The organism is Actinokineospora lacus, assembly GCF_053813445.1.
Window position 1 is genome coordinate 464478 of sequence record NZ_JBQERA010000002.1, and the last position, 23142, is coordinate 487619.

Below are 23142 nucleotides of genomic sequence, written 5' to 3' on the forward strand. Positions count from 1 at the left end.
CCAAACCGCTGACCGAGGCCGTGTGGCCTCGGTCAGCGGTGGGTGTGGCAGGTCAGCGGCGGGTTTTGACCGGGGCCTGCTTGGGTTTCTGGGGGTCGTTGTCCTGAGAGGACTTCGGCGGCTGGGGGGCCGGTTTGGCCAGGCGCTGGGTCTGGCTGGCGTCGGGGTCCTTGGCCTCCCAGTGCTCGCGGGGTGGGCCCGAGGTCTCCGAGACGGGCTTCACCGGGGTGAGCATGGTGCGGGTGGGGGACTCGTCGGCGGGGGCGCCGTCGACGGTGGCGGGGACGCGCTCCTCGGGGAGGGGGTCGAGGGCGGGGGCGGCGTCGGCCAGCTGGACGTGCGCGCTGGCGATCATGTCGCGGGCGCTGTTGAGCTGGTCGGCGACGCGGGCGCGGAGCTGGCGCAGCGCGGTGACCCGCTGGGCGGCGTGGGTGATGCGGCGGTTGGACTCCTCCGTCGCCTCGCGGACGCGGCGGTGGGCCTCCGAGGTGGCTTCCTCCAGCCTCGCCTTGGCCTCGGTGATGGCGTCGTGGCGGCGGCGGCCCGCCTCCTCGGTGGCCTCGCGGACGCGGCGCTCGGCCTCGGACTTGCTGGTCGCCTCCTGCTCGGCCAAGGCGCGCATCGCCTCCGTGCGCCTGCCGGACATGGCGATCTCGAAGTCCTCCTCCACCTGCTCGCGGCGGCGCTTGGCCGCGACGTCGAGGCGGTCGACTTCCGCGCGGGCCTCGGTGACCAGGTGATCGGCCTCGGCGCGGGCCTTGGCCAGCACGTCGCGGTGTTCGGACTCCATGTCCGCGCGGCGTTTCTCCACGTCCGCGATCATGCGTTCGTAGCGCTGGCGGAGTTCGGCGCCGTCGGCCTCCGCCTTGGCGCGGAGACGGTCCGCCTCGGTCTCGGCGTGTGCCTTGATCTCGGCGGACTCCTCCTGGGCGAGGCGCAGCATCCGCTGCAGCCGTTCGCTCAGGCCCTCCAGCGTCGTGGGTGGCAGGGAGAGCCGATCGATCTGCTTGCGCAGCTCGTTGATCTCCGAGCGGCTCTGTTCGAGCTGCTTGGCCAAATCGGCCGACTGCGACACCGCGGCGTTGCGGTCGGCGTGCATCAGTTGCAGTTCGGCCTCTAGCCGCTCCAGGTGCTCATTCACCTGCGCGGGGTGGTACCCGCGCTTCGTGATGTCGAACCCGGGGCCCAGAGGCACGAGTTCGCGTTCCTCGCCCAAGCCCATGCCCACACGCTACCCGGACACCGGTGCTCGCCAGGAACTCACACGCCCCGGAACCGGTTGATCTTGTCGATGTGCTGTGCCCGCAGCTCGTGGTCGCGCACGCCGAGGCCCTCCTGGGGTGCCAGGCACAGCACGCCGACCTTGCCCTGGTGGGCGTTGCGGTGCACGTCCAGCGCGGCCTGGCCGGTGTCCTCCAGCGCGTAGGTCTTCGACAGCGTCGGGTGGATCAGCCCCTTGGCGATGAGCCGGTTGGCCTCCCACGACTCGCGGTAGTTCGCGAAGTGCGAGCCGATGATGCGCTTGAGGTTCATCCACAGGTAGCGGTTGTCGTACTGGTGCATGAAGCCCGTGGTGGACGCGCAGGTGACGATCGTGCCGCCGCGGCGGGTGACGTAGACCGAGGCGCCGAAGGTCTCCCTGCCGGGGTGCTCGAAGACGATGTCGGGGTCCTCGCCGCCGGTCAGCTCGCGGATCTTGGCGCCGAAGCGCTGCCACTCGCGCGGGTCCTGGGTGTGCTCGTCCTTCCAGAACCTGTAGCCCTCGGCGCTGCGGTCGATGATCAGCTCGGCGCCCATCGCGCGGCAGATCGCGGCCTTCTCCGGGTTGGACACCACGCACACCGGGATCGCGCCGCCGTTGATGGCGAACTGGGTGGCGTAGGAGCCCAGGCCGCCGGAGGCGCCCCAGACCAGCACGACGTCGCCCTGCTTCATGCCCGCGCCGTTGCCGGAGACGAGCTGGCGGTAGGCGGTGGAGTTGACCAGGCCGGGGGAGGCGGCCTCCTCCCAGGTGAGGTGGCCGGGCTTGGGCATCAGCTGGTTGGCCTTGACCAGCGCGATCTCGGCGAGGCCGCCGAAGTTGGTCTCGAAGCCCCAGATGCGCTGCTCGCTGTCCATCATCGTGTCGTTGTGCCCGTCGGGGCCTTCCAGCTCCACGTTCAGGCAGTGCGCGACGACCTCGTCGCCCGCCTTCCAGTTGTGCACGCCGGGGCCGGTGCGCAGCACGACGCCCGCGAGGTCGGAGCCGACCACGTGGTAGGGCAGGTCGTGGCGCTTGGCCAGCGGGGAGACCTTCCCGAAGCGCTCGAGGAACTTGAAGGTGGAGACCGGCTCGAAGATCGAGGTCCACACGGTGTTGTAGTTGATCGCGCTGGCCATCACGGCCACCAGCGCCTCACCGGGGCCCAGCTCCGGGGTGGTGACCTCGTCGAGGTGCAGGGACCTGCGGGGGTCCTTCTCCCGCGACGGCATCCCGGCGAACATCTCGACCTCGTCGGCGTGGACGGTCATCCCGCGGTAGGTGTCGGGGACCGGCAGTTCGCCGATCGCGCCCAGCTCGTCGGCCATGATGGCGTCGAGGATCTTCTGCACGGCGGTCCCTCCAAGTCGGCGCTTAAGGTGCGCTGGAGGTTACTCGTGGGTAGCGATTCAGAAGCCCGCGATGTGAGGCATGGCACCCGTTCGGGGCGCGGTCACGTGAGCCGTTCGGTCATCCGCCTGATGAGGCCCTCGGCGTCGGGGAGCATGTCCGGCAGCGTCAGCTGTTCCACGACCAGGCCCGTCATCGCCAGGTACAGCACGGTCACGTCCACCGCGTCGCCGGGGAGGTCGGCCTCCAGGTGGAAGGCCACATTGGACCGGAGCTGGTCGGCCATCGTGGCGCCGAAACCCTTGTGCAGGGCGGGGTTGCGGGTGGCCTCCAGGCGCAGTTCCAGCAGGGCCAGGTAACCGGCGCGGTCCCGGGTGACGCGGGCGAGGATGTCGCGCATGAACGCCTCGACCAGGCGCTTGTCGCGGGGGCGGGCCAGGAGGGCGTCGACGGTGGCCGGATCGGGGGCCAGCCGGTGGTGGACGTGCTCGCCGACCTCGGTCAGCAGGGCGTCGCGGCTGGGGAAGTAGTTCGACGCGGTGCCGGTGGGCACGCCCGCGGCGGCGTCCACGGCACGGAAGGTCAGGCCGCGGGCGCCTTCCCCGGCCAGCACGGCGACGGTGGCGTCGAGCAGGGCGGCACGGCGTTCGGGATTGCGGCGGGGCATGGCGTCCTCCTTGACAACTACGACTGTAGTACTACGCTTGTAGTTATACGAGAGGAGACCCTGGTGCGGTTCACCCGTTTCGCCACCGTCCTGATGGTCGAGGACGTCGCCGCCTGCCGGGACTTCTTCGTCGAGCGGCTCGGCTGCGCGGTCACTGTGGACCTGGGCTGGTTCGTCGACCTGGCGCACGAGTCCGACCCGTCGTTCATGGTGGACTTCGTCACCGTCGGCCACCCGTCGATGCCCGCCGCGCTGGGCCCGGCCGAGGGCGTGGTCCTGGCGCTCATCGTCGACGACGCCGAGGCCGAGCAGGCCCGGCTCACGGCGGCGGGCGTGGAGTTGCTGGCCGAGTGCCGCGACGAGCCCTGGGGGCAGCGGCACTTCTTCGCGCGCTCACCCGGACCGGTGGTGGAGTTCGTCCAGCAGATCGAGCCCGACGCCGAATGGATGTCCGCGAACGGCCTGGCGTAGCCATCTGTCGTACGGTCGAGGGCATGGCGACCTCTACCGAGGCAGGACAGCCGAAGGGGTTCTTCGGACACCCGCGCGGGCTGGCGAACCTGTTCGGCACGGAGATGTGGGAGCGCTTCTCCTTCTACGGGATGCAAGCGATCCTGCTGTACTACCTGTACTTCAGCGTCAGCGATGGCGGCTTGGGCATCGGCGAGGCCGTGGCCGCCGGGATCGTCGGCGCGTACGGCGGCTCGGTCTACCTGGCCACGATCGCGGGCTCGTGGGTCGCCGACCGGCTGTTCGGGCCCGAGCGGACGCTGCTCTACAGCGCCGTCCTGATCCTCGTCGGGCACATCGCGCTGGCGGTGCTGCCCGGCGTGGCGGGCGTCGCCGCCGGGCTGGTGTGCGTGGCGCTGGGCTCCGGCGGGCTCAAGGCCACGGCCACCGTGCTGGTCGGGAAGCTGTACGCGGAGAACGACGACCGGCGCGACGCCGGGTTCTCGATCTTCTACATGGGCGTCAACATCGGCGCGCTCGCCGGGCCGCTGCTGACCGGGCTGCTGCAGGACAAGATCGGGTTCCACTGGGGTTTCGGGCTGGCGGCGCTCGGCATGGCCGCGGGCCTGGCGCAGTACGTCCTGGGACGCGCGAACCTGCCCGAGTCCGGCCGCGAGGTGCCCAACCCGATCGCGGGCGCCGAGCGGGTGCGGGCCTTCGCGGTGATCGGCGTGGCCGCGGCGGCGCTGGTCGCCCTGGTGCTGACCGGCGTGATCGGCGCGGAGAACCTGGCCACCGTCGTGACCTGGGTGATCTCGGTGGCGACCGTGGTGCTGTTCGCCATCCTGCTGACCAGCCGCAAGGTCGACCGGGTCGAGCGCTCGCGGGTCGTCGCGTTCATCCCGATGTTCCTGGTCAGCTTCGGGTTCTGGGCGCTGTTCCAGCAGCAGTTCACCGTCCTGGCGATCTACGCCGAGCAGCGCGTCGACCGCGACGCGCTGGGGTTCTTCACCATCCCGCCGTCGTGGTTCAACTCCGTCGAGCCGCTGTTCGTGGTGCTCTTGGCCCCGGTCTTCGCCGCGCTGTGGGTCCGCCTCGGCCCGAGGCAGCCGTCCACTCCGGTCAAGTTCGCCCTCGGTGTCTCGGCGATGGGTGTGGCGTTCCTGGTGATGGCCCTGATGGGCTTCACCCGGGGCGACGGCGTGGTCAACCCGCTGCTGCTGGTGCTCGTCCTGGTCATCTTCGTACTGGGCGAGCTGTGCCTGTCGCCGGTGGGGCTGTCGCTGTCCACCAAGCTGGCCCCGCGGGCGTACGGGGCGCAGATGGTGGCCTTGTTCTACCTCTCGATCGCCCTGGGCTCGTCGGTGGCGGGCGCGCTGGCGACGTACTACGCCAAGGACGCCGAGCCGTCGTACTTCGGCCTGCTGGGCGCGGGCGCGATCGCCCTCGGCGTGGTCATGTTCGCCCTGTCCCCGCTCGTCCGGCGCCTGATGCACGGAGTGCGCTGACTACAGGTCCTTCCGCAGGAAGGACGCCGCCGCCAGCCCCCAGACCATCGCGACCCACACCGCGGCCCACGCGAGGTAGGTGGCGGTGAGCGGGGCCGTGCTCAGGAACGGGAAGCCGTCGAGCGCGACGCCCAGCTCGGCCAGCGCGGTCGGGTCCTGGAAGGCGTGCATGGCCCCGCGCCACAGGCCGTCGGTGGGCAGGAGCATCCGCGAGACGGTGCCGACCCGCGCGACGCCCTCGTTGCCGAGGGCCTCCCCGATGCCGCCCACCACACCGGCGACCCAGGTGGCGCCGAACAGGCCGACCGCGACCACGCCCGAGGCCATCGGCGAGACGACCGTGGACAGCAGCAGCCCGAGGGTGAGCAGCACGATCGTCTGCCCCGCGAGCAGCGCCAGCGCCGCCGCGGGCTGCGGCGGCCAGTAGTCCACCGTCCACAGCACGACCAGGCACTGGGCCAGCCCGGCGAGGACGATGAAACCGGTGCCGAAGGCCACCAGCCCCAGCCACTTGCCCAGCAGCACCACCGAGCGGCGGACCGGCCGGGCCAGCGTCGACAGCGCGATGCCGGACTCCGTCTCGCCCGCCAGCGTCGGGCCCGCCAGGAACGCGGTGCCCAGCGCCGCGATCAGGCTCATGCCGAACATCACGAGGTTGAGCAGCTGGGAGGCCACCAGCCGGGCCTGGCCGCTGGTGAGCGTGGCGAGCCCGGACTCCGCCGCCACCCGGGAGAAGCCCCAGCCGCTCAGGATGAGCAGCGCTACGGTGAGCAGGGCCAGCGCCCACAGCACGCGCCTGCGGGACGCCTCGCGCAGGGTGAGCGCGGCGATGGTCAGCACGGTCATCGGTTGTCTCCGTTGCCCGCCCGCAGGATGCCGAGCAGGCGCTCCTCCAGGCTGATCCTCGCGGGTTCGACGGCGTGCACCCGCGCGCCCATGGCGACCAGGTCGCCCACCAGGTCGGGAATGGTGTCGTCGTCCTCGGCGGGCAGCGCCACCGTGAACCACTCGCCCTCCCGCACGACGCTCCCGGTGTCGGCCAGCCGCGCTTCGGCCTCGGGGGAGAGGCCGGTCAGGCGCAGCTTCAGCTCGCGCTGGCCGAGCAGCTCGGCGAGGCTCCCCGACGCCGCGACCCGGCCCCGGTCGAGGATGACCACCCGGTCGCAGACCCGTTCGACCTCGCCGATCAGGTGCGAGTTGAGCAGCACCGCGACGCCCCGCGACTTCAGGGCCAGCACGATGTCGCGCACGTCGACGCGGCCCAGCGGGTCCAGCGCGCTGGTCGGCTCGTCCAAGACCACCAGCTCCGGCTCGGCCACCAGGGCGACCGCCAGCCCGAGGCGCTGCTGCATCCCCTTGGAGAAGCCGCCCACGCGGTCGCCCTCGCGCCCGGCCAGGCCCACCAGGGCCAGGCAGTCGCGCTGCTCTTGGGCGGGCACCGAGACCCCGGCCAGGCGGACGTGCAGGGCCAGCACCTCGGCCGCGGTCAGCCACGGCTGGTACCGGAAGAGCTCCGGCAGGTACCCGACGCGGGCGCGGGCGGCGGGCTGGGTCGCGGGCCGACCCAGGAGCATCGCCTCCCCCGCGTCGGGGTGGACCAGGCCGAGCAACATCTTGATCACCGTGGTCTTGCCCGCCCCGTTCGGGCCGAGCAGGCCGACCACCTCGCCGCGGCCCACCTCGAAGGACACCTCGTCCACCGCTTGGCGCTTGCGGTAGCGCTTGCGCAAGCCGGAGCACCAGACCGCGGGCGTGGGCGGGAGGCCCGCGACCATGCGCGCCTCGGCGTGGAGCCCCGGGTCGTTCTCGACAGTCGTTGGATCGGCCACGGTCAGCGCACGTCCTCGGCGATCGAGAGGACCTCGTCGGCGTCCATCGCCCCGGCGACGAAGGTCACCAGGCCGCTGTCGACCCACACGACGGCGGCCATGGCCCCGTCGCGGGTGGCCAGCACCGTGGCGGACTTGCCGTTGACCCGCGCCTCCGACGTGGTGACGTACTCACCGGGCACGGGCAGCGGCAGGATCGAGCCGTCCGCGGCGAACGAGCGCAGCTGCGCCGCGATCTCCTCGGGCATGCCGGGCAGCGAGAGCAGGTAGTCGCGCACCTGCGGGAACGGGGCCCCGGAGGAGAACGCCGTCGGCGCGACGGCGCGCGCCACGACGAGGGAGGGCACCCCCGCGGACTGCGCCCAGACCTTGGCCAGCCCCGGGCCCGCGACGAGCTGCACGCGGCTGCCGTCCAGGCCGGGCGGGACCGGCGGCAGCACGGCCCCGGCGTCGGCGGCGGCCTTGGCTGCCTGCTCCGCCGAGAAGGTGAAGGTCAGGTTCACCTTGCCGCCCACCTGGTACATCGGCTCGCCGCCCACCCCTCGGGGCAGCGTGTCCACCTCCGGCACGACCAATCCGGTCTCCGCCGCCGCGGCCGCCGCGTCGGCGACCTGGTGCACGTCGCCGTCGCGGGTCACCTCGACCTCGCCGTAGGCGCTCAGGTCGGGCAGGGCCATGACGTCGGCGGTGCTGAAGCTGACCGGGGCGACCTGCTTGGTCTTGAAGATCTGCAGCCAGTCGTTGGCGGCGGCGGTGCCCGCGCCCGCCAGCACGACGCCGACGGCGAGGGCCGCGACGACGGGGCGGCGCAGGAACGCGCCGAACCGGGCGGTCCGGGGCGCGGGCGCCCGGCCGGTGGCGGGCGCGGCCGTCGACAGGCGCCGCCACGCGGCGTCGACATCGCTCTCCCCGATGTCCCCGCCGCTCTCGGACGCCAGCGCCGTCGTCAGCGCCGTCGTCAGGGCCGCGCCGGCCAGGGCGGCGTCCTCGCGCATGGCGCTCAGCGTGCCGAGGCACCGCGAGCAGTCCACGACGTGCAGGCGGTCGGGGTCGGTCACACCCGCGGGCTCATCGAGCAGCCTGCGCAGCACACCCTCAGTCGGATGACGCATGACGGTTCAACTCCTTGCGCAAGGCGGATTCGGCGCGCCGCACGGTGGTGCCGACGCTGCCGGGGGACATGTCGAGGGCCGCGGCGACCTCGGCGTAACTCAGCCCGCTGTGCCGCAGCACGAGGGCGACGGCCTGCTTGCGGGGCAGCCTGCCGAGCGCCGCGCGCACGCGCCCGCGCTCTTCGCGCCTGACCACCGCCTCGGCGACGTCGGACACCACGGCGGTGTCTGCCGCGGACGCGGTCTCCTCACGGGAGGCGCGACGGCGCCCGGAGCGCAGCAGGTTCAAAGCGGTGTGGGCGGCGGCGACGGAGAGCCAGCCGCGGGCCTCCCCCGCGGGCACCGACGAGCGGCCGAAGGAGAGGAACACCTCCTGCGCCACGTCCTCCGCCTGGTCCCGCGAGCCCAGCACCCGGGCGGCGACGCCGACGGTCCGCTGGTACTCGCCCCGGAAGATCTCGCCAAGGTCGGCGCGCACAGCACCGCGGGCCGAACCCGACACCGCCACGCGTTTCTCCCTCTCGTCCCGCATCACCGCGACACCGGCGGCCACCCCGGGAGCCGCCCACGCGGCCGCTGGGGCCGCTCCTCCGTGCCGAACCAGGTCCATGCCTCTAGAGCACCGCCGGGACCGGGAATGTGACACCAGCGTCGCAGTGTGCCCGCCGCGGGTGCCGACGGCGAGTCAGGCGATCACCGCGGCGCGGCAGGGGTGTTGCGGGGGAGAGCTAGCCGGGAGCGTGGGCGTCCAGCCAGGTGAGCCACTGGAGGCGGTGTTCCTCGGCGATCTCGGGCAGGCTCTCGGGCAGGTCGAGGGTCCAGCCCGCCATCTGCTCGCGCACCGCGGCCAGGGCGTCGAACCAGGTGTCCTCCACGGCCTCGACCATGCCGAATGGACCTTCCAGGCGCAGGGCGTAGGTCTGCCAGCCGTGGCGCCACCAGGTCAGCGTGCCCGTCGTCCTCGCGCCGTCGCGCAGGACGGGGATCGCGCGGGCGCCGTTAATGCCCCTCACCCGGCTCGACCAGTTCCACGAGGACGCCGCCGGTGTCCTTGGGGTGCAGGAAGTTGACCTTGCTGCCTGCCGTGCCACCGCGCGCGGTGTCGTAGAGCAGGCGCAGGCCACGCGCGCGCAGGGCGGCGGCGGCGGCCTCGACGTCGACCACGCGGTAGGCCAGCTGCTGGAGGCCGGGGCCGTTGCGGCCGATGAACTTGGCGATCGTGGAGGTCTCGTCCAGGGGGGCCAGCAACTGCACGGCCGTGCCCGAGCCGTCGTCGCCGGGGGCGCGGAGCATGGCCTCGCGGACGCCCTGCTCGGCGTTGGTCTCCTCGTGCGCGCAGACCAGGCCGAAGTTGTCGCGGTAGAAGGAGATCGCCGAGTCCAGGTCGGGCACGGCGACGCCGACGTGGTCGATCGCGGTCACGAACTGCTTCAGCGCATCCTGCATAGGAAGACGATACGACTACCGATGGGTAACTTTTCCTGTGCGGCTACTCACATCGCCACCCGGCGCGTCGATTCAGCGCGGGTATCGTCGAGGTTAACGTTCGTTCGCTCTCGTCGCTAGGAGACCGCCGTGCCCGGAAGCGTGATCGTCGCGGGGGCCCGCACCCCCATCGGCCGTTTGCTCGGCTCCCTCAAGGACTTCACCGGGGCGCAGCTCGGTGGCATCGCCATCAAGGCGGCTCTGGAGAAGGCGGGCGTCGCCCCCGAGCAGGTCCAGTACACGATCATGGGACAGGTGCTCACCGCGGGCGCGGGCCAGATCCCCGCCCGGCAGGCGGCCGTGGCCGCGGGCATCCCGATGTCGGTCCCCGCGCTGAGCATCAACAAGGTCTGCCTCTCCGGCCTCGACGCGATCGCGCTGGCCGACCAGCTCATCCGCGCCGGTGAGTTCGAGATCGTCGTCGCCGGTGGCCAGGAGTCGATGACCCAGGCCCCGCACCTGCTGCCCAAGTCCCGCTCCGGCTTCAAGTACGGCGACGTGACGATGCAGGACCACATGGCCTACGACGGCCTGTTCTGCGCCTTCGACCAGGTCGCCATGGGCTCGGCGACGGAGAAGGTCAACACCCGCTACAGCCTGACCCGCGCCGAGCAGGACGAGTTCGCCGCGCTCTCGCACCAGCGCGCCGCCGCGGCCATCGCCGAGGGCCGCTTCGCCGAGGAGCTGGCGCCGGTGTCCGTCCCGCAGCGCAAGGGCGACCCGGTGGTGTTCGACACCGACGAGGGCGTCCGCGCCGACACCACCGCCGAGAGCCTGGGCAGGCTGCGCCCGGCCTTCGCCGCCGACGGCACCATCACCGCGGGCTCCGCCTCGCAGATCTCCGACGGCGCCGCCGCGGTCGTGGTCATGAGCAAGGCCAAGGCGCAGGAGCTGGGCCTGACCTGGATCGCCGAGATCGGCGCGCACGGCGTGGTCGCCGGACCGGACGCGAGCCTGCACGAGCAGCCGTCCAACGCGATCAAGGCCGCGCTGGCCAAGCAGGGCATCACCGTCGCCGACCTGGACCTGGTGGAGATCAACGAGGCGTTCGCCGCCGTCGGCGTCGTCTCCACCCGCGAGCTGGGCGTCAGCCCCGACATCGTCAACGTCGACGGCGGCGCGATCGCGCTCGGGCACCCGATCGGCGCCTCCGGCGCGCGGGTGCTGGTGCACCTGGCCTACGAGCTGAAGCGGCGCGGTGGCGGTGTCGGCGTTGCCGCCCTCTGCGGCGGCGGCGGCCAGGGCGACGCCCTGATCATCACCGTCCCCAAGGGCTGAGGTTGGCCCGGCACGTCGATGTGGGCGAGCTGGTGGACCGCGCGCGGCGGCAGGAGCCGCGCGCGGTGGCCCGGCTGATCTCGCTGGTCGAGGACGCCAGCCCGCACCTGCGCGCGGTCGCGGCGGCCCTGGCGCCGCTGACCGGGCGCGCGCAGGTGGTCGGGCTGACGGGTCCGCCGGGGGTCGGCAAGTCGACCACGACGTCGGCCCTGGTCACCGCGCTGCGGGCGGCGGGCAGGCGGGTCGGGGTGCTGGCGATCGACCCGTCGTCGCCGTTCTCCGGCGGGGCGCTGCTCGGCGACCGCATCCGGATGCAGGACCACGCCACCGATCCCGGGGTGTTCATCAGGTCCATGGCGACCAGGGGGCACCTCGGCGGGCTGAGCTGGGCGACGCCGCAGGCCCTGCGGGTGCTCGACGCGGCCGGCTTCGACGTCGTGCTGATCGAGACCGTCGGGGTTGGACAGTCCGAAGTGGACGTGGTCGGCCTCGCCGACACGACCCTGGTGCTGCTGGCGCCCGGGATGGGCGATGGCATCCAGGCGGCGAAGGCGGGCATCCTGGAGATCGCCGACGTCTTCGTCGTCAACAAGGCCGACCGCGACGGCGCGGACACCACCGTGCGCGAGCTGAAGTACGCCGTCTCGCTGGGGCGCAGGGAGATCCGGGGCGCCCGCTGGCGCCAGCCGATCGTCAAGACCGTCGCCGCCCGCGGCGAGGGCATCGCCGACGTCGTCACCGCCATCGCCGAGCACGCCGCCTGGACCCGCGCCCACGGCGAGTGGGAACACCGCAGGACCGCCCGCGCCCGCACCGAGGTCGAGGCCATCGCCCTGGCCGCCCTCCGCGCCCACCTCGGCGACCTGCGCGGCGGCGACGCCCTCACCGGCCTCGCCCGGCGCGTCATGGCGGGCGAGATCGACCCCTACACCGCCGCGGACCTCCTCATCGACGGCATCTGACCTCCCAAATCGGTGTAATTCACTCGAATGGGCTATGCGGGCCGCCGCTCGCCACTAGGTTCATCCCATGACCGACACCACCTCCGCGATCGAGGTGCGGGAGATCCGCAAGTCCTACGGGGACCTCAAAGCCGTCGACGGGGTCTCGTTCACCGTGGCCGAGGGGGAGTTCTTCGGCATCCTCGGTCCCAACGGCGCGGGCAAGACGACCGCGCTGGAGATCATCGAGGGGCTGCGGGAGCCCGAGGGCGGCGAGGTGCGGCTGCTGGGGCAGAACCCCTTCCCCCGCAACGCCGCGCTGCTGCCGCGCCTGGGGGTGCAGCTGCAGGCGTCGGCGTTCTTCGAGAAGCTCACCGCGCGTGAGCAGCTGGAGACGTTCGCGGCGCTCTACGGCGTCGGCAGCGAGCGGGCGCACGAGATGCTCGACCTGGTCGGCCTCACGGACAAGGCCGACACCCGCGAGGACAGGCTCTCCGGCGGGCAGCGGCAGCGGCTCTCCATCGCCTGCGCCCTGGTGCACGACCCGGACCTGGTGTTCCTCGACGAGCCGACCGCCGCGCTCGACCCGCAGGCGCGCCGCAACCTCTGGGACGTGCTGCGCGCCATCCAGGAGCGCGGCAAGACCATCGTCTACACCACGCACTACCTCGACGAGGCCGAGATCCTCTGCGACCGGGTCGCCATCATGGACCGGGGGCGAATCCTCGCCCTCGACACGCCCGCGTCCCTGATCCGCGGCCTCGACGCGCCCACCAGGGTCTCCCTGGAACGGGGCACGATGTCGGTCGCCGACGCCCGGAACCTCGCCGGGGCCGAGCACGCCCACGAGGACGAGCAGTCGCTGACCATCAGCACCCGCACGCCCGCGCCGCTGCTCTCCGCGCTCGCCGAGCGCGGCACGCTCGACGGGCTGCAGGTGCGCACCGCCACCCTGGAGGACGTGTTCCTCGACCTGACCGGACGGGAGTACCGCGCGTGAACACGGCCTTCAAGAGCCTGTCGGTGGCGATGGCCAAGGGCTACTACCGGGACAAGGCCACGCTGTTCTTCGCCTTCCTGTTCCCGCTGATGTTCCTGGTGATCTTCGGCCTGCTGTTCCGCGACGCGGGCGGCGAGAAGGTCGAGATCGGCGTGGTGGGGGACGGGCCGGTCGTGGCCGCCATGGAGAGCACCGGGGCGGTGGAGATCACCAGGTTCGACACCGCCGCGGCGGGCATCGAGCAGGTGCGCGGCGGCGACCTGCCCGGAGTGGTCGAAGTGGACGGTGACACCGTGCGCCTGCACTTCGCCGCCAGCGACCAGGCCCAGGCCGGGCTGGTACAGGGGCTGGTGTCCGGAATCACCCAGCAGGTCAACGTCGCCGAGTCGGGCAGCCCGCCGCGCTTCCGCTACAGCGCCGAACAGGTCGAGGACGCCTCGCTGCAGCCGATCCAGTACCTGACACCGGGCATCCTCAGCTGGGGCGTGGCCGTCAGCGCGGTGTTCAGCGCGGCGCTGACGCTGGTCAACTGGCGGCGCAAGCAGGTCTTGCGCAGGCTGCGGCTCGCGCCGGTCAAGGTGGGCACGGTGCTCAGCGCGCGGATCGTGGTGACCATCGCCGTCGCCGCGCTGCAGGCGATCATGTTCATCACCGTGGCGCTACTGCCCGTGTTCGGGCTGAAACTGTCCGGCACGTGGTGGATGTCCATCCCGGTCTTCCTCAGTGGGGTGCTGGCGTTCTTCGCCATCGGCATCCTGGTGGGCGCCTTCTGCAAGACCGAGGAGGCCGCGACGGGCGCGGCGAACATCGTCGTGCTGCCGATGGCGTTCCTGTCGGGCACCTTCTTCCCGATCGACGTCGCGCCGCCATGGCTGCAAGCGGTGTCGCAGGTGTTCCCGTTGCGCCACATGAACGACGGGATGCTCGCGTTCCTGGTGCGCGGGCAGGGCCCGGAGGCGCTGCTGCTGCCGTGCGCGGTGCTGCTCGGGTTCACCCTGGTGGTCTCGGCGATCGCGGCGAAGGTGTTCACCTGGGAGAACGCCTGACCCCGACCCCGGCGTGAGGGCGCTCACGCCGCACACTGGAGCCATGCACCCCGTTGCGCTGTTCCGTTTCGTCGCCCTGGCCGAGGCCGTCTCGTGGATCGGCCTGCTGACGGGCATGTTCTTCAAGTACGTCACCGAATCCGGCGAGCTCGGCGTCAAGGTCTTCGGCCCGATCCACGGCGCGGTGTTCGTCGCCTACCTCGCGGTGGCGTGGTTCGCCGCCCGCAAGCTGGCCTGGGACCGCAGGGCGACCCTGTGGGCCCTCCTGGCGAGCGTGCCGCCGCTGGCCACGCTGCTGTTCGAGCGCTGGGCGCTGCGCACCGGCAAGCTCGACCCGGTGGCCCTGCGCCGCCGCTTCTGAGGAGTCCTCAGTGGACTGTCGCGCGTCAGTCCTGGAAGTCGCCGGTGGCCTTGCGGACCTTGGCCAGCAGGTCGGTCAGCTGACCCGTCTGGCGCTCGGTGAGCCCCTGGAGGCCGAAGTCGATGGCGGTGACCGCGGCGGTGGCCTCGCCGCGCCGCGCCCGCCCGGCATCGGTGATCTCGGCGAGGGTGGTGCGGCGGTCCGTCGGGTGGGGGAGGCGGCGGACCAGGCCGTCGGCCTCCAGGCGGTCGACGATGTTGGTCACGCTCGTCGGGTGCAGCTGCAGCCGCTCGCCCATGACGCGCATGGGCAGGCTGCCCCGGCTGGCGAAGGTGAGCAGGACCAGGGCCTCGTAGCGGGCGAAGGTCAGCCCGTGCGGCTTCAGCGCGGTGTCCACAGCGGACTGGACGATCTGCTGCACCCGCATGATGCTCGTCACCGCGGCCATCGCCGTCGCGTCGCCGATGCGGTCCTCCCACAGTTCCGCGGCGCGGGCGATGGGGTCGAACGGCAACGTGCGCGGCCTCATAACAGTGAAACTACCAGTGTGAACCGATCAGTAGCCCCCGCGGCGACGAACTGGCCGAGGTCAAGGCGCGGAACCCACGCGCCCACCCGGCCGGGGTGCGCCCGAGGACCCGACCCGACAGGAGTTCACCCGTGCTCGTGGCCTTCAGCGTCAGCCCGCTCGGCGGGGAATCGGAGAACGTCGGCCGCGCGGTCGCCGAGGCCGTGCGCGTCGTGCGCGAGTCCGGCCTGCCGCACGAGCTGTCCAGCATGTACACCACCGTCGAGGGCGAGTGGGACGAGGTGATGGCCGTGGTCAAGCGGGCCGCCGACGTCCTGCTGGCGAAGTACCCGCGCGTGTCGCTGGTGCTCAAGGCCGACATCCGCCCCGGCCACACCGGCCAGCTCAGGGCCAAGGTGGAGCGCGTCGAGTCGTACCTGGGCGATTAGGATCGCGGGGTGACCACCCCGCGCGATCTGTGGCTGTGCATCGAGCCGTACCACGACGTCACCTACTTCACCCCGGAGAGCCGCGCCGAGACCGACGCGCTGGGCTGCCGGGGCGGCTGGATGGGCTACTTCGGGATGCGCGCCGCCCCGCTGGGCGCGGCCCCGCCGTGGCTGGTCACCAGCGTCTTCTACAACTTCCACCCGTCCCAGGTCGCCCGCGCCCTGCCCCAGGCGTGGGAGATCGCGCCGCCGGAGGCGTTCCTCGCCGCGCGGCTGGCGGGCGTCGACAAGGCCCTGCGGCGGTTCCTGGGCCCGCTGGTGACCGGCGACGACATCGTCGAGGCCGCCGAGCTGGCGACGGTGGCCGCCGCCGCGGCGCCGACCGCGGGCAGGCCGCTCGGGGCGGCCAACGCCGCGCTGCCCCGGCCCGAGGAGCCCCACCTGGCGCTGTGGCAGGCGAGCACGACCCTGCGCGAGTCGCGCGGGGACGGCCACGTCGCGGCGCTGGTCACCGCCGGGCTCGACCCCTGCGAGGCCCTGGTGGCCTTCTCCGCCGAGCACGGCCTGTCCGCGGAGTACATGCGGCTGGCGCGCAAGTGGTCGGAGCAGGAGTGGGCGGCGGCGGTCCAGCGGCTCACCGAGCGCGGCCTGATGGACGGCGGCGGGCTGACCGAGGACGGCCGCGCGGTGCGGGAGACCGTCGAGGCGCTGACCGACGAGGCCGCCGCCGCGCCGTGGGAGCAGTTGGGAGTGGACGGCGCCGCCCGGCTGGCGCGGCTGCTGGCGCCGCTGTCGCTGCGGATCACCAGGGCGAACGAGGCGATGCGGACCAACCCCATGGCGCTGGCGCCGGAGCCGGACCTGGTGCGGCTGTCCGGGTGACCGGCGGGAAACCCGCCGGGGGCGTGTTTGCCGAGGGGGCGTGATCGCGGGTATGCCAGGATGGGACCCGTGACCAGGCCAGACCCACGCAACACCGCAGCACTCTCGGCCGCCCTGTCCCGGGCCGTCGACCTCTCCGCGCTCAAGGCCAGGGCGGATGCCGTCCGGACGGCCCCGGCCGGGGGGCGACCCGCCCCGGAGCCCGCCGGGGACCACGTGACCGATGTGACCGAGGCCACCTTCCAGGCCGAGGTCGTCGAACGCTCGATGGAAGTACCGGTGATCGTCGCGCTCACGGCGAGCTGGTCCGCGCAGGCCCAGCAGATGGTCGCGATGCTGGAGAAGCTCGCGGGCGAGTTCAACGGCACCTGGCGCCTGGCGAAGGTCGACATCGAGACGAGCCCGAGGGTGGCCCAGCTCTTCGGCGTCCAGTCGGTGCCGATGACGGTCGCCGTGGCCGCCGGGCAGCCGGTCGAGGCGTTCGCCGACATCCCGCCGGAGGACCAGCTGCGGCAGTGGCTGGCGAGCCTGGTCGACGCGCTGCGCGAGCGGCTGCCCGGGATCGCGGCGGCCGAGGCCGAGGGCGGGACCGCTCCCGAGGCCGCCGTCGAGGAGGAGGACCCGCGCTTCGCGCAGGCCGAGGCCGCGCTGGACCGGGGCGACTACGCCGCCGCCGAGACCGCCTACCAGGCGGTGCTGGTTTCCGAGCCCGGCAACGCCGACGCCGCCGCGGCGCTGACGCAGGTCCGGTTCATGGCCCGCACGCAGGCCATCGACCCCTCGGTGATCGTCCGGGCGGACATGTCCCCGGACGACTTCGACGCGCAGATGTCCGCCGCCGACCTCGAGGTCGCGGGCCAGCAGGTGGAGAAGGCGTTCGGCAGGCTGATCGCCGCGGTCCGCAAGGCGTCCGGGGACGACCGGGACAGGGTCCGCACCCACCTGGTCGGCCTGTTCGAGCTGTTCGCGCCGGACGACCCGCGGGTCATGAAGGCCCGTCGCGACCTCGCGAGCGCGCTGTTCTAGTCGGACACCCCACCATCAGGCGCGTTCTGTCCCACCCCCTGACGGGCTTGCTCGCCGTCGGGCTGGCGTTGTCGGTCGTGCTGGCCTCGTCCGTCACCGACGTGCTGCTCGGCCTGCCGGCGACCCTGGCCGGTTACCTCGGCGGGCTGCTCGCCATGCAGGTCGGGCTGCTCGCCGGGGCGCTCGGGCTCGGGGTGGGGGTGCGCTCGGTCGTGATCGGGGTGGGGCCGCGGCTGGCCGACTGGTCGACGCCGCGGCGGGCCCTGGTGCTGCGGGCCGTTCCGCTGTTCCTGTCGGTCTCGATCGCTCCCGGGCGGACGCCGGTCCGGCCCCGGATGTGGGGCGCGGCGCTCGCGTCGGCGGTCCTCGGGATCGCGGCCACCGCGCTGCTCACCAGCGCGTGGATCGTCCTCGGTGTCGCCTGTGGACTGACGGTGGCGCACGCGCTGGTCCCCCGCAAGACCGCGGGCGCGACCTCGACCGGCTGGCTGCTGTTCCACCTGCTGCGCCTCACCGGCGCCCAGGCCGCCCGGCTCGACGCCGCTCCCGCCGTCACCGCCACGGTGGACGCCACAGTGGATGGCGACCTGGGGAAGGCCGAGCAGCTCGCGGCGCGCCTGGAGAGCGACCACCCCACCCTCAGGACCGCCAAGGCGGCGAGAATCCTCGTCCACCAGGCCCACGCCCGCTACGCCGAGGCCATGGCCATCGCGATGGCCATGATCGACGAGCCCGACCAGACCCCCGCCGAGGCCGCGGCCTTCTTCGCCGCGCTGGCCGGGCTGGCCTGCGACATCGTCGAAGCGGGCGGGCTGCCCCCGGAGATCGGCCTGTCGACCGCCGCCACCGCGCTGGAGATGGCCGAGACCCTCGGCTACCCCACCTACAAGCTCACCGGCACCAAGGCCCTGCACACCCTGCTCACGGGCGACGCGGCCCAGGCCATGAACCTCGCCCGCCAGGCCGTCGAGGCGAACGACGACCGCATCGGCCGCGCCGACGACCTGGCCACCCTCGCCCGCGCCCACATGGCCGCGGGCGACAACAGGGCGGCCAGGGCCGCGCTCGGGGAAGCGGAGAAGACCGTGCCCTGGTGGCCGCGGGTGGCGGCCACCAGGGCACGGCTCGACATCAGCTAGGCCATCTGAAACACGGCCTAGGCCAGGACGACCTTCCCCAGCTCGGCCGGGGTCGCCAGCAGGCCGTGCTTGGGCAGCACCCGCACGGTCACGCCCAGCGCCCCGGCGTGCGGCAGCGCCATCTCCGCGACGTAGCGGCCCGGCTCGGCCGGGTGCATCGACGCGGTCACCACGTCGGTCAGCTCGTCGGTGTCGCCGACCCGGCCGATCACCGCCTGGACCTCCACATCGGACGGGGCCAGCCCCGCGAGGTCCACCGCGGCGTGCACCGTCACCGGGTCGCCGATCACCGGGGTGTGGCCGTCGTCCATGCCCAGCTCGCAGCCGGTGACGCGGACGTAGGACCACGCGCCGCTCAGGCGGCGGCGGTAGTCGGCCAGGTCGCGGGCCATCTGGAAGTCCTCGGCCTCGGCCAGGGCGCCCGCGGTGGCGGCGGGGGCGTAGTGCAGGTCGACGTACTCGCCGACCATGCGGGAGGCCTGCACGCGCGGGCCGAGGGTGTCCAGGGTGTGGCGCACCATCGCCAGCCAGCGGGTCGGGACCCCGGCGGCGTCGCGGTCGTAGAACAGCGGCGCCACCTGCGAGCCCATCAGCTCGTACAGGGCGGCGGCTTCGAGGTCGTCGCGGCGGACGGGGTCGTGGACGCCGTCGGCGGTGGGGATGGCCCAGCCGTTGCTGCCGTCGTGGAACTCGTCCCACCAACCGTCCCTGATGGACAGGTTGAGGCCGCCGTTGAGGGCCGACTTCATGCCCGACGTGCCGCACGCCTCCAGGGGGCGCATGGGGTTGTTCAGCCAGACGTCGCAGCCCCAGTAGAGGAAGCGGGCCATGGACATGTCGTAGTCGGGCAGGAAGACGATGCGGTGGCGCACGCGCGGGTCGTCGGCGAAGCGGACGATCTGCTGGATCAGGGCCTTGCCGCCGTCGTCGGCCGGGTGCGACTTGCCCGCCACGACCAGCTGCACCGGGCGCTCGGGGTTGAGCAGCAGCGACCGCAGGCGCTCGGGGTCGCGCAGCATCAGGGTCAGGCGCTTGTACGTGGGCACCCGGCGGGCGAAGCCGACGGTCAGCACGTCGGGGTCGAAGACCGCGTCGGTCCAGTTCAGCTCCAGGGCGGAGGCGCCGCGCTGGAGCCAGGCCGCGCGCACCCGCCGCCGGACCTCGGCGACCAGCCGGGAGCGCAGGGTGGCGCGGATCTGCCACAGCTCGGCGTCGCTGACCGACTCGATCGGGTTGGTCCCGCCGTCGTCCCAGTCGGCCAGGGTGGTGATCTCCCTGGCGGCCCACGTCGGGCCGTGCACCCCGTTGGTCACCGAGCTGATCGGGACCTCCCCGGTGTCGAAGCCCGGCCACAGCGCGCCGAACATGTCCCGGCTGACCGCACCGTGCAGTTTGGACACCCCGTTGGCGCGCTGGGCCAGGCGCAGGCCCATGTGCGCCATGTTGAACATGCCCGCGTTCTCCTCGGCGCCCAGCGCCAGCACCCGGCGGAGCTCGATGCCGGGCAGCAGCGACTCGTCGCCGAAGTAGTGCTGCACCAGGTCGACGGGGAAGCGGTCGATGCCCGCGGGCACCGGGGTGTGGGTGGTGAACACCGTGCCCGCGCGCACCGCCGAGAGCGCCTGGTCGAAGTCCAGCCCGCGCCCGGAGACCAGCTCGCGCAGCCGCTCAAGGCCGAGGAAGCCCGCGTGGCCCTCGTTGGTGTGGAACACCTCCGGCTGCTGGGTGCCCGAGAGCTCGCAGTACGCCCGGACCGCGCGCACGCCGCCGATCCCGGCCAGGATCTCCTGGCGGATGCGGTGGTCCTGGTCGCCGCCGTAGAGCCGGTCGGTGACGTTGCGCAGGTCGTCGGGGTTCTCCTCGATGTCGGAGTCCAGCAGCAGCAGCGGCACCCTGCCGACCTGGGCCTTCCAGATCCGCGCGCGCAGCACCCGCCCGCCGGGCATGGCCACGTGCACCAGGATCGGCGCGCCGCTGGGCTCGGTCAGCGCCTCCAGCGGCAGGCCGTTGGGGTCGATCACCGGGTAGTGCTCGACCTGCCAGCCGTCCAGCGACAGCGACTGGCGGAAGTAGCCGGAGCGGTAGAGCAGGCCGACGCCGATCAGCGGCACGCCCAAGTCGGAGGCGGCCTTGAGGTGGTCACCGGCCAGCACGCCCAGGCCGCCGGAGTAGTTGGGCAGCGCCTCGGTGACGCCGAACTCCATGGAGAAGTAGGCGATCGCGGCGGGCAGGCGGGTGCCGTTGTGGCTGTGCTCACGCTGCTGGTACCACCGCGGCCCGGTCAGGTAGCGGCGCAGCTCGTCGGAGAGCTCGCGCACCCGGCCGAGGAAGTCGGCGTCGGCGGCGAGGGTGTCCAAGCGCTCGGCGGGCACCTGGGCCAGCAGGTGCAGCGGGTCACCGCCCACCCTGGCCCAGATGTCGGGGTCGACCGCGGCGAACAGGTCCTGCGTCGGGGGGTGCCACGTCCAGCGGAGGTTGGTCGCGAGCAGGCCGAGATCAGCCAGCGGCTCGGGCAGACCGGCACGGACGGTGAATCGGCGTACGGCTCTCACGGTCAAGGACCCTAGCGGGCAGGCGGCCTTCGGCAAGCCCGCCGGGCGGGCAGCCCGGCGTGTGGGGCTAGATCGAGCAAGGCAAACTAACCACAGGACCAGCAACGGGAAGGAGCCGTACCGGTGAGCGGTCGGCTTGGAATCGATGACGTCTCCCCGGTCGTGTCGGGCGGCCGATATCCGGCGAAGGCCGTGGTGGGTGAACACATCCCCGTCCGCGCCACGGTGTGGCGAGAAGGTCACGACGCGGTGGCCGCCAGCGTGTCCTGGCGCGGCCCGCGGGACCGGGTCTCGCGCACCACGCGGATGACCGGCGAGGGTGTCGGGCTCGACCGCTGGGTCGCCGAGATCGTGCCGGACGCCGAGGGACTGTGGACGTTCCGGGTGGACGCCTGGAGCGACCCCTGGGCCACCTGGCGCCACGCCGTCGAGGTCAAGGTCGGCGCGGGGCAGCGGGCCGACGAGCTGGCCAACGACCTGGAGAGCGGGGCGCGGCTGCTGGAGCGGGTGGGCAGGCGGCCCGACCGCAGCGTCGAGCGCAAGTTGCTGCTCTCCGCGGCGCGGGCCCTGCGCGACACCACGATGCCCCTCTCCGCGCGCATCGCCGAGGCGCTGGCCGAGCCCACCCACCGGGTCATGACGGCCTACCCCGTGCGCGAGCTGGTCACCAAGGGCAGGTCGCACCAGGTGTGGGTCGACCGCAGAACGGCGCTGTACGGGTCGTGGTACGAGTTCTTCCCCCGCTCCACCGGCGGGGTCGACGAGTCCGGCAAACCGGTGCACGGCACCTTCCAAACGGCGGTCCGCGAACTGGACCGGGTGGCGGACATGGGCTTCGACGTGGTGTACCTGCCGCCCATCCACCCGATCGGCCGGTCCAACCGCAAGGGCCCCAACAACAGCGTGGTCTCCGTGCCGGAGGACGTCGGCTCGGTGTGGGCGATCGGCGCCGAGGAGGGCGGGCACGACGCGATCCACCCGGCCCTGGGCACCTTCGCCGACTTCGACGCCTTCGTCGCCAGGGCCAAGGAACTCGACCTTGAGGTGGCCCTCGACCTGGCGCTGCAGTGCGCGCCCGACCACCCGTGGGTCCAGGAGCACCCGGAGTGGTTCACCACCCGCCCCGACGGCACGATCGCGTACGCGGAGAACCCGCCGAAGAAGTACCAGGACATCTACCCGCTCAACTTCGACAACGACCCCCCCGGGCTCTACGCCGAGGTGCTGCGCGTCGTGCTCCTGTGGGTCGAGCACGGGGTGCGGATCTTCCGGGTCGACAACCCGCACACCAAGCCGCCGGACTTCTGGGAGTGGCTGATCCGCGAGGTCAAGGCGGTGGCGCCGGACGTGCTGTTCCTGTCCGAGGCGTTCACCCGGCCCGCGCGGCTCTACGGGCTGGCCAAGCTGGGCTTCACCCAGTCCTACACCTACTTCACCTGGCGCACCTCGAAGCAGGAGCTGATCGACTTCGGCGTCGAGATCGCCGCCCACGTCGACGAGGCCCGGCCGAACCTGTTCGTCAACACCCCGGACATCCTGCACGCCTCGCTGCAGCACGGCGGCCCGGCGATGTTCGCCATCCGCGCGGCGCTGGCGGCGACGATGTCGCCGACCTGGGGCGTGTACGCCGGGTACGAGCTGTTCGAGGGCGCGGCGGTCCGCGAGGGCAGCGAGGAGTACCTGGACTCGGAGAAGTACCAGTTGCGCCCGCGCGACTTCGGGGGGGCACTGGCAGGCGGTCAGTCGCTGCAGCCGTGGATCACCCGGCTCAACGCCATCCGCCGCGTGCACCCGGCGCTGCAGCAACTGCGCACCCTGCGCTTCCACCACATCGACAACGACGCCCTGATCGCCTACTCCAAGGTCGACCCGGCCACCGGGGACACCGTGGTGTGCGTGGTCACCCTCGACCCGCACGCGCCGCAGGAGGGCACGCTGTACCTGGACACGGCCGCCCTCGGCCTCGACGCCAACGGCAGCCACCCGGTGTACGACGAGGTGACCGGGCAGAACTGGCAGTGGGGCGGGGCCAACTACGTGCGCCTCGAGCCGTGGCAGTCGGTGGCCCACGTGGTGCACATCCGTCGCTGAACCCGCCCGGACCGGCGGCGTCGGGCCGGGCGCGGCGGACGCGCGCGCCCTGCCCGACAATGGTCCCTGTCCTGACCTCCGTCGGAGGTACGGAGTGGACTGATCAGCCCGAACACCGCCATGATCGTCACCACCGGGTCGAATCGACGGTTGGTGACCGCGTTGTCGTGGTACGCACACAGGGCAGGCAGAATCCACCAACCGGAAAAGGACACCGGCCAACGACGA

23 protein-coding genes are annotated in these 23142 nt (G+C 72.6%); 12 read left to right on the forward strand and 11 right to left on the reverse strand.

What is annotated here, in order from left to right:
- Window positions 1–52: 52 nt before the first annotated feature.
- The 3 genes from ACTG9Q_RS06515 to ACTG9Q_RS06525 form a co-directional block, all read right to left on the reverse strand.
- Window positions 53–1222 carry a chromosome segregation protein gene (locus ACTG9Q_RS06515; protein WP_455571697.1) on the reverse strand — a complete coding sequence of 390 codons (1170 nt, stop codon included), beginning with the start codon at window positions 1220–1222 and terminating at the stop codon, window positions 53–55.
- Between the two features lie 38 nt (window positions 1223–1260).
- On the reverse strand, window positions 1261–2568 hold the full coding sequence (gene ccrA / locus ACTG9Q_RS06520) for a crotonyl-CoA carboxylase/reductase (protein ID WP_455572028.1): 1308 nt from the start codon (window positions 2566–2568) through the stop codon (window positions 1261–1263).
- Window positions 2569–2693: 125 nt separating this feature from the next.
- Window positions 2694–3257 carry a TetR/AcrR family transcriptional regulator gene (locus ACTG9Q_RS06525; RefSeq protein WP_455571698.1) on the reverse strand — a complete coding sequence of 188 codons (564 nt, stop codon included), beginning with the start codon at window positions 3255–3257 and terminating at the stop codon, window positions 2694–2696.
- 63 nt (window positions 3258–3320) lie between these two features.
- Between ACTG9Q_RS06525 and ACTG9Q_RS06530 the strand changes: the two genes are divergently transcribed.
- Together ACTG9Q_RS06530 and ACTG9Q_RS06535 are read left to right on the forward strand one after the other, a co-directional pair.
- A complete protein-coding gene (locus ACTG9Q_RS06530) occupies window positions 3321–3728 on the forward strand; it encodes a VOC family protein (protein WP_455571699.1) in 408 nt (135 codons plus the stop codon).
- A gap of 23 nt (window positions 3729–3751) precedes the next feature.
- Window positions 3752–5215, forward strand: coding sequence for a peptide MFS transporter (locus ACTG9Q_RS06535; protein ID WP_455571700.1), 1464 nt, complete (start codon window positions 3752–3754; stop codon window positions 5213–5215).
- On the opposite strand, the gene ACTG9Q_RS06540 is transcribed toward ACTG9Q_RS06535, so the two are convergent.
- The 6 genes from ACTG9Q_RS06540 to mce form a co-directional block, all read right to left on the reverse strand.
- On the reverse strand, window positions 5216–6061 hold the full coding sequence (locus tag ACTG9Q_RS06540) for an ABC transporter permease subunit (RefSeq protein WP_455571701.1): 846 nt from the start codon (window positions 6059–6061) through the stop codon (window positions 5216–5218). It abuts the gene before it with no gap.
- Window positions 6058–7044, reverse strand: coding sequence for an ABC transporter ATP-binding protein (locus ACTG9Q_RS06545; protein WP_455571702.1), 987 nt, complete (start codon window positions 7042–7044; stop codon window positions 6058–6060). Before ACTG9Q_RS06545 ends, ACTG9Q_RS06540 begins: the two co-directional genes overlap by 4 nt.
- A gap of 2 nt (window positions 7045–7046) precedes the next feature.
- Complete coding sequence (locus tag ACTG9Q_RS06550; protein WP_455571703.1) at window positions 7047–8156, reverse strand: hypothetical protein; 1110 nt, start codon at window positions 8154–8156, stop codon at window positions 7047–7049.
- Window positions 8140–8664 carry a sigma-70 family RNA polymerase sigma factor gene (locus ACTG9Q_RS06555; protein WP_455571704.1) on the reverse strand — a complete coding sequence of 175 codons (525 nt, stop codon included), beginning with the start codon at window positions 8662–8664 and terminating at the stop codon, window positions 8140–8142. Before ACTG9Q_RS06555 ends, ACTG9Q_RS06550 begins: the two co-directional genes overlap by 17 nt.
- Window positions 8665–8884: 220 nt before the next feature.
- Entirely contained in the window at window positions 8885–9169 is a 285-nt protein-coding gene (locus ACTG9Q_RS06560; RefSeq protein WP_455571705.1) for a hypothetical protein, read from the reverse strand.
- The gene (gene mce / locus ACTG9Q_RS06565; protein ID WP_455571706.1) at window positions 9156–9602 is read right to left on the reverse strand and encodes a methylmalonyl-CoA epimerase; all 447 of its coding nucleotides are present in this window, start codon (window positions 9600–9602) and stop codon (window positions 9156–9158) included. Before mce ends, ACTG9Q_RS06560 begins: the two co-directional genes overlap by 14 nt.
- A 129-nt stretch (window positions 9603–9731) precedes the next feature.
- Between mce and ACTG9Q_RS06570 the strand changes: the two genes are divergently transcribed.
- The 5 genes from ACTG9Q_RS06570 (at window position 9732) to ACTG9Q_RS06590 (ending at window position 14267) form a co-directional block, all read left to right on the forward strand.
- Complete coding sequence (locus ACTG9Q_RS06570; protein WP_455571707.1) at window positions 9732–10919, forward strand: acetyl-CoA C-acetyltransferase; 1188 nt, start codon at window positions 9732–9734, stop codon at window positions 10917–10919.
- 2 nt (window positions 10920–10921) lie between these two features.
- Window positions 10922–11881: a methylmalonyl Co-A mutase-associated GTPase MeaB gene (meaB, locus tag ACTG9Q_RS06575; RefSeq protein WP_455571708.1), complete on the forward strand. Its 960-nt coding sequence runs from the start codon at window positions 10922–10924 to the stop codon at window positions 11879–11881.
- A 67-nt stretch (window positions 11882–11948) separates the two neighbouring features.
- Complete coding sequence (locus ACTG9Q_RS06580; protein WP_455571709.1) at window positions 11949–12860, forward strand: ABC transporter ATP-binding protein; 912 nt, start codon at window positions 11949–11951, stop codon at window positions 12858–12860.
- Window positions 12857–13906 (forward strand): ABC transporter permease, encoded by a 1050-nt coding sequence (locus ACTG9Q_RS06585; RefSeq protein WP_455571710.1) that lies wholly within the window; start codon window positions 12857–12859, stop codon window positions 13904–13906. Before ACTG9Q_RS06580 ends, ACTG9Q_RS06585 begins: the two co-directional genes overlap by 4 nt.
- Window positions 13907–13949: 43 nt before the next feature.
- Window positions 13950–14267: a DUF3817 domain-containing protein gene (locus ACTG9Q_RS06590; protein WP_455571711.1), complete on the forward strand. Its 318-nt coding sequence runs from the start codon at window positions 13950–13952 to the stop codon at window positions 14265–14267.
- 25 nt (window positions 14268–14292) lie between these two features.
- Here ACTG9Q_RS06590 and ACTG9Q_RS06595 read toward each other — a convergent pair whose 3' ends face one another.
- Window positions 14293–14796, reverse strand: a complete 504-nt coding sequence (locus ACTG9Q_RS06595) for a MarR family winged helix-turn-helix transcriptional regulator (RefSeq protein ID WP_455571712.1) — start codon at window positions 14794–14796, stop codon at window positions 14293–14295.
- 131 nt (window positions 14797–14927) lie between these two features.
- On the opposite strand from ACTG9Q_RS06595, the gene ACTG9Q_RS06600 reads away from it, so the two are divergent.
- The 4 genes from ACTG9Q_RS06600 to ACTG9Q_RS06615 all read left to right on the forward strand — a co-directional run bounded on the left by ACTG9Q_RS06600 (window position 14928) and on the right by ACTG9Q_RS06615 (window position 18271).
- Window positions 14928–15224: an MTH1187 family thiamine-binding protein gene (locus tag ACTG9Q_RS06600; RefSeq protein ID WP_455571713.1), complete on the forward strand. Its 297-nt coding sequence runs from the start codon at window positions 14928–14930 to the stop codon at window positions 15222–15224.
- Between the two features lie 9 nt (window positions 15225–15233).
- Entirely contained in the window at window positions 15234–16106 is an 873-nt protein-coding gene (locus ACTG9Q_RS06605; protein WP_455571714.1) for an SCO6745 family protein, read from the forward strand.
- 69 nt (window positions 16107–16175) lie between these two features.
- Window positions 16176–17132 carry a tetratricopeptide repeat protein gene (locus ACTG9Q_RS06610; protein ID WP_455571715.1) on the forward strand — a complete coding sequence of 319 codons (957 nt, stop codon included), beginning with the start codon at window positions 16176–16178 and terminating at the stop codon, window positions 17130–17132.
- Between the two features lie 47 nt (window positions 17133–17179).
- Window positions 17180–18271: a hypothetical protein gene (locus ACTG9Q_RS06615; RefSeq protein WP_455571716.1), complete on the forward strand. Its 1092-nt coding sequence runs from the start codon at window positions 17180–17182 to the stop codon at window positions 18269–18271.
- A gap of 17 nt (window positions 18272–18288) precedes the next feature.
- Here ACTG9Q_RS06615 and glgP read toward each other — a convergent pair whose 3' ends face one another.
- Window positions 18289–20823 (reverse strand): alpha-glucan family phosphorylase, encoded by a 2535-nt coding sequence (glgP, locus tag ACTG9Q_RS06620; RefSeq protein ID WP_455571717.1) that lies wholly within the window; start codon window positions 20821–20823, stop codon window positions 18289–18291.
- Window positions 20824–20946: 123 nt separating this feature from the next.
- Here glgP and ACTG9Q_RS06625 point away from each other — a divergent pair, with 123 nt between their 5' ends.
- Window positions 20947–22914 (forward strand): alpha-1,4-glucan--maltose-1-phosphate maltosyltransferase, encoded by a 1968-nt coding sequence (locus tag ACTG9Q_RS06625; RefSeq protein ID WP_455571718.1) that lies wholly within the window; start codon window positions 20947–20949, stop codon window positions 22912–22914.
- The last annotated feature ends 228 nt before the right edge of the window (window positions 22915–23142 follow it).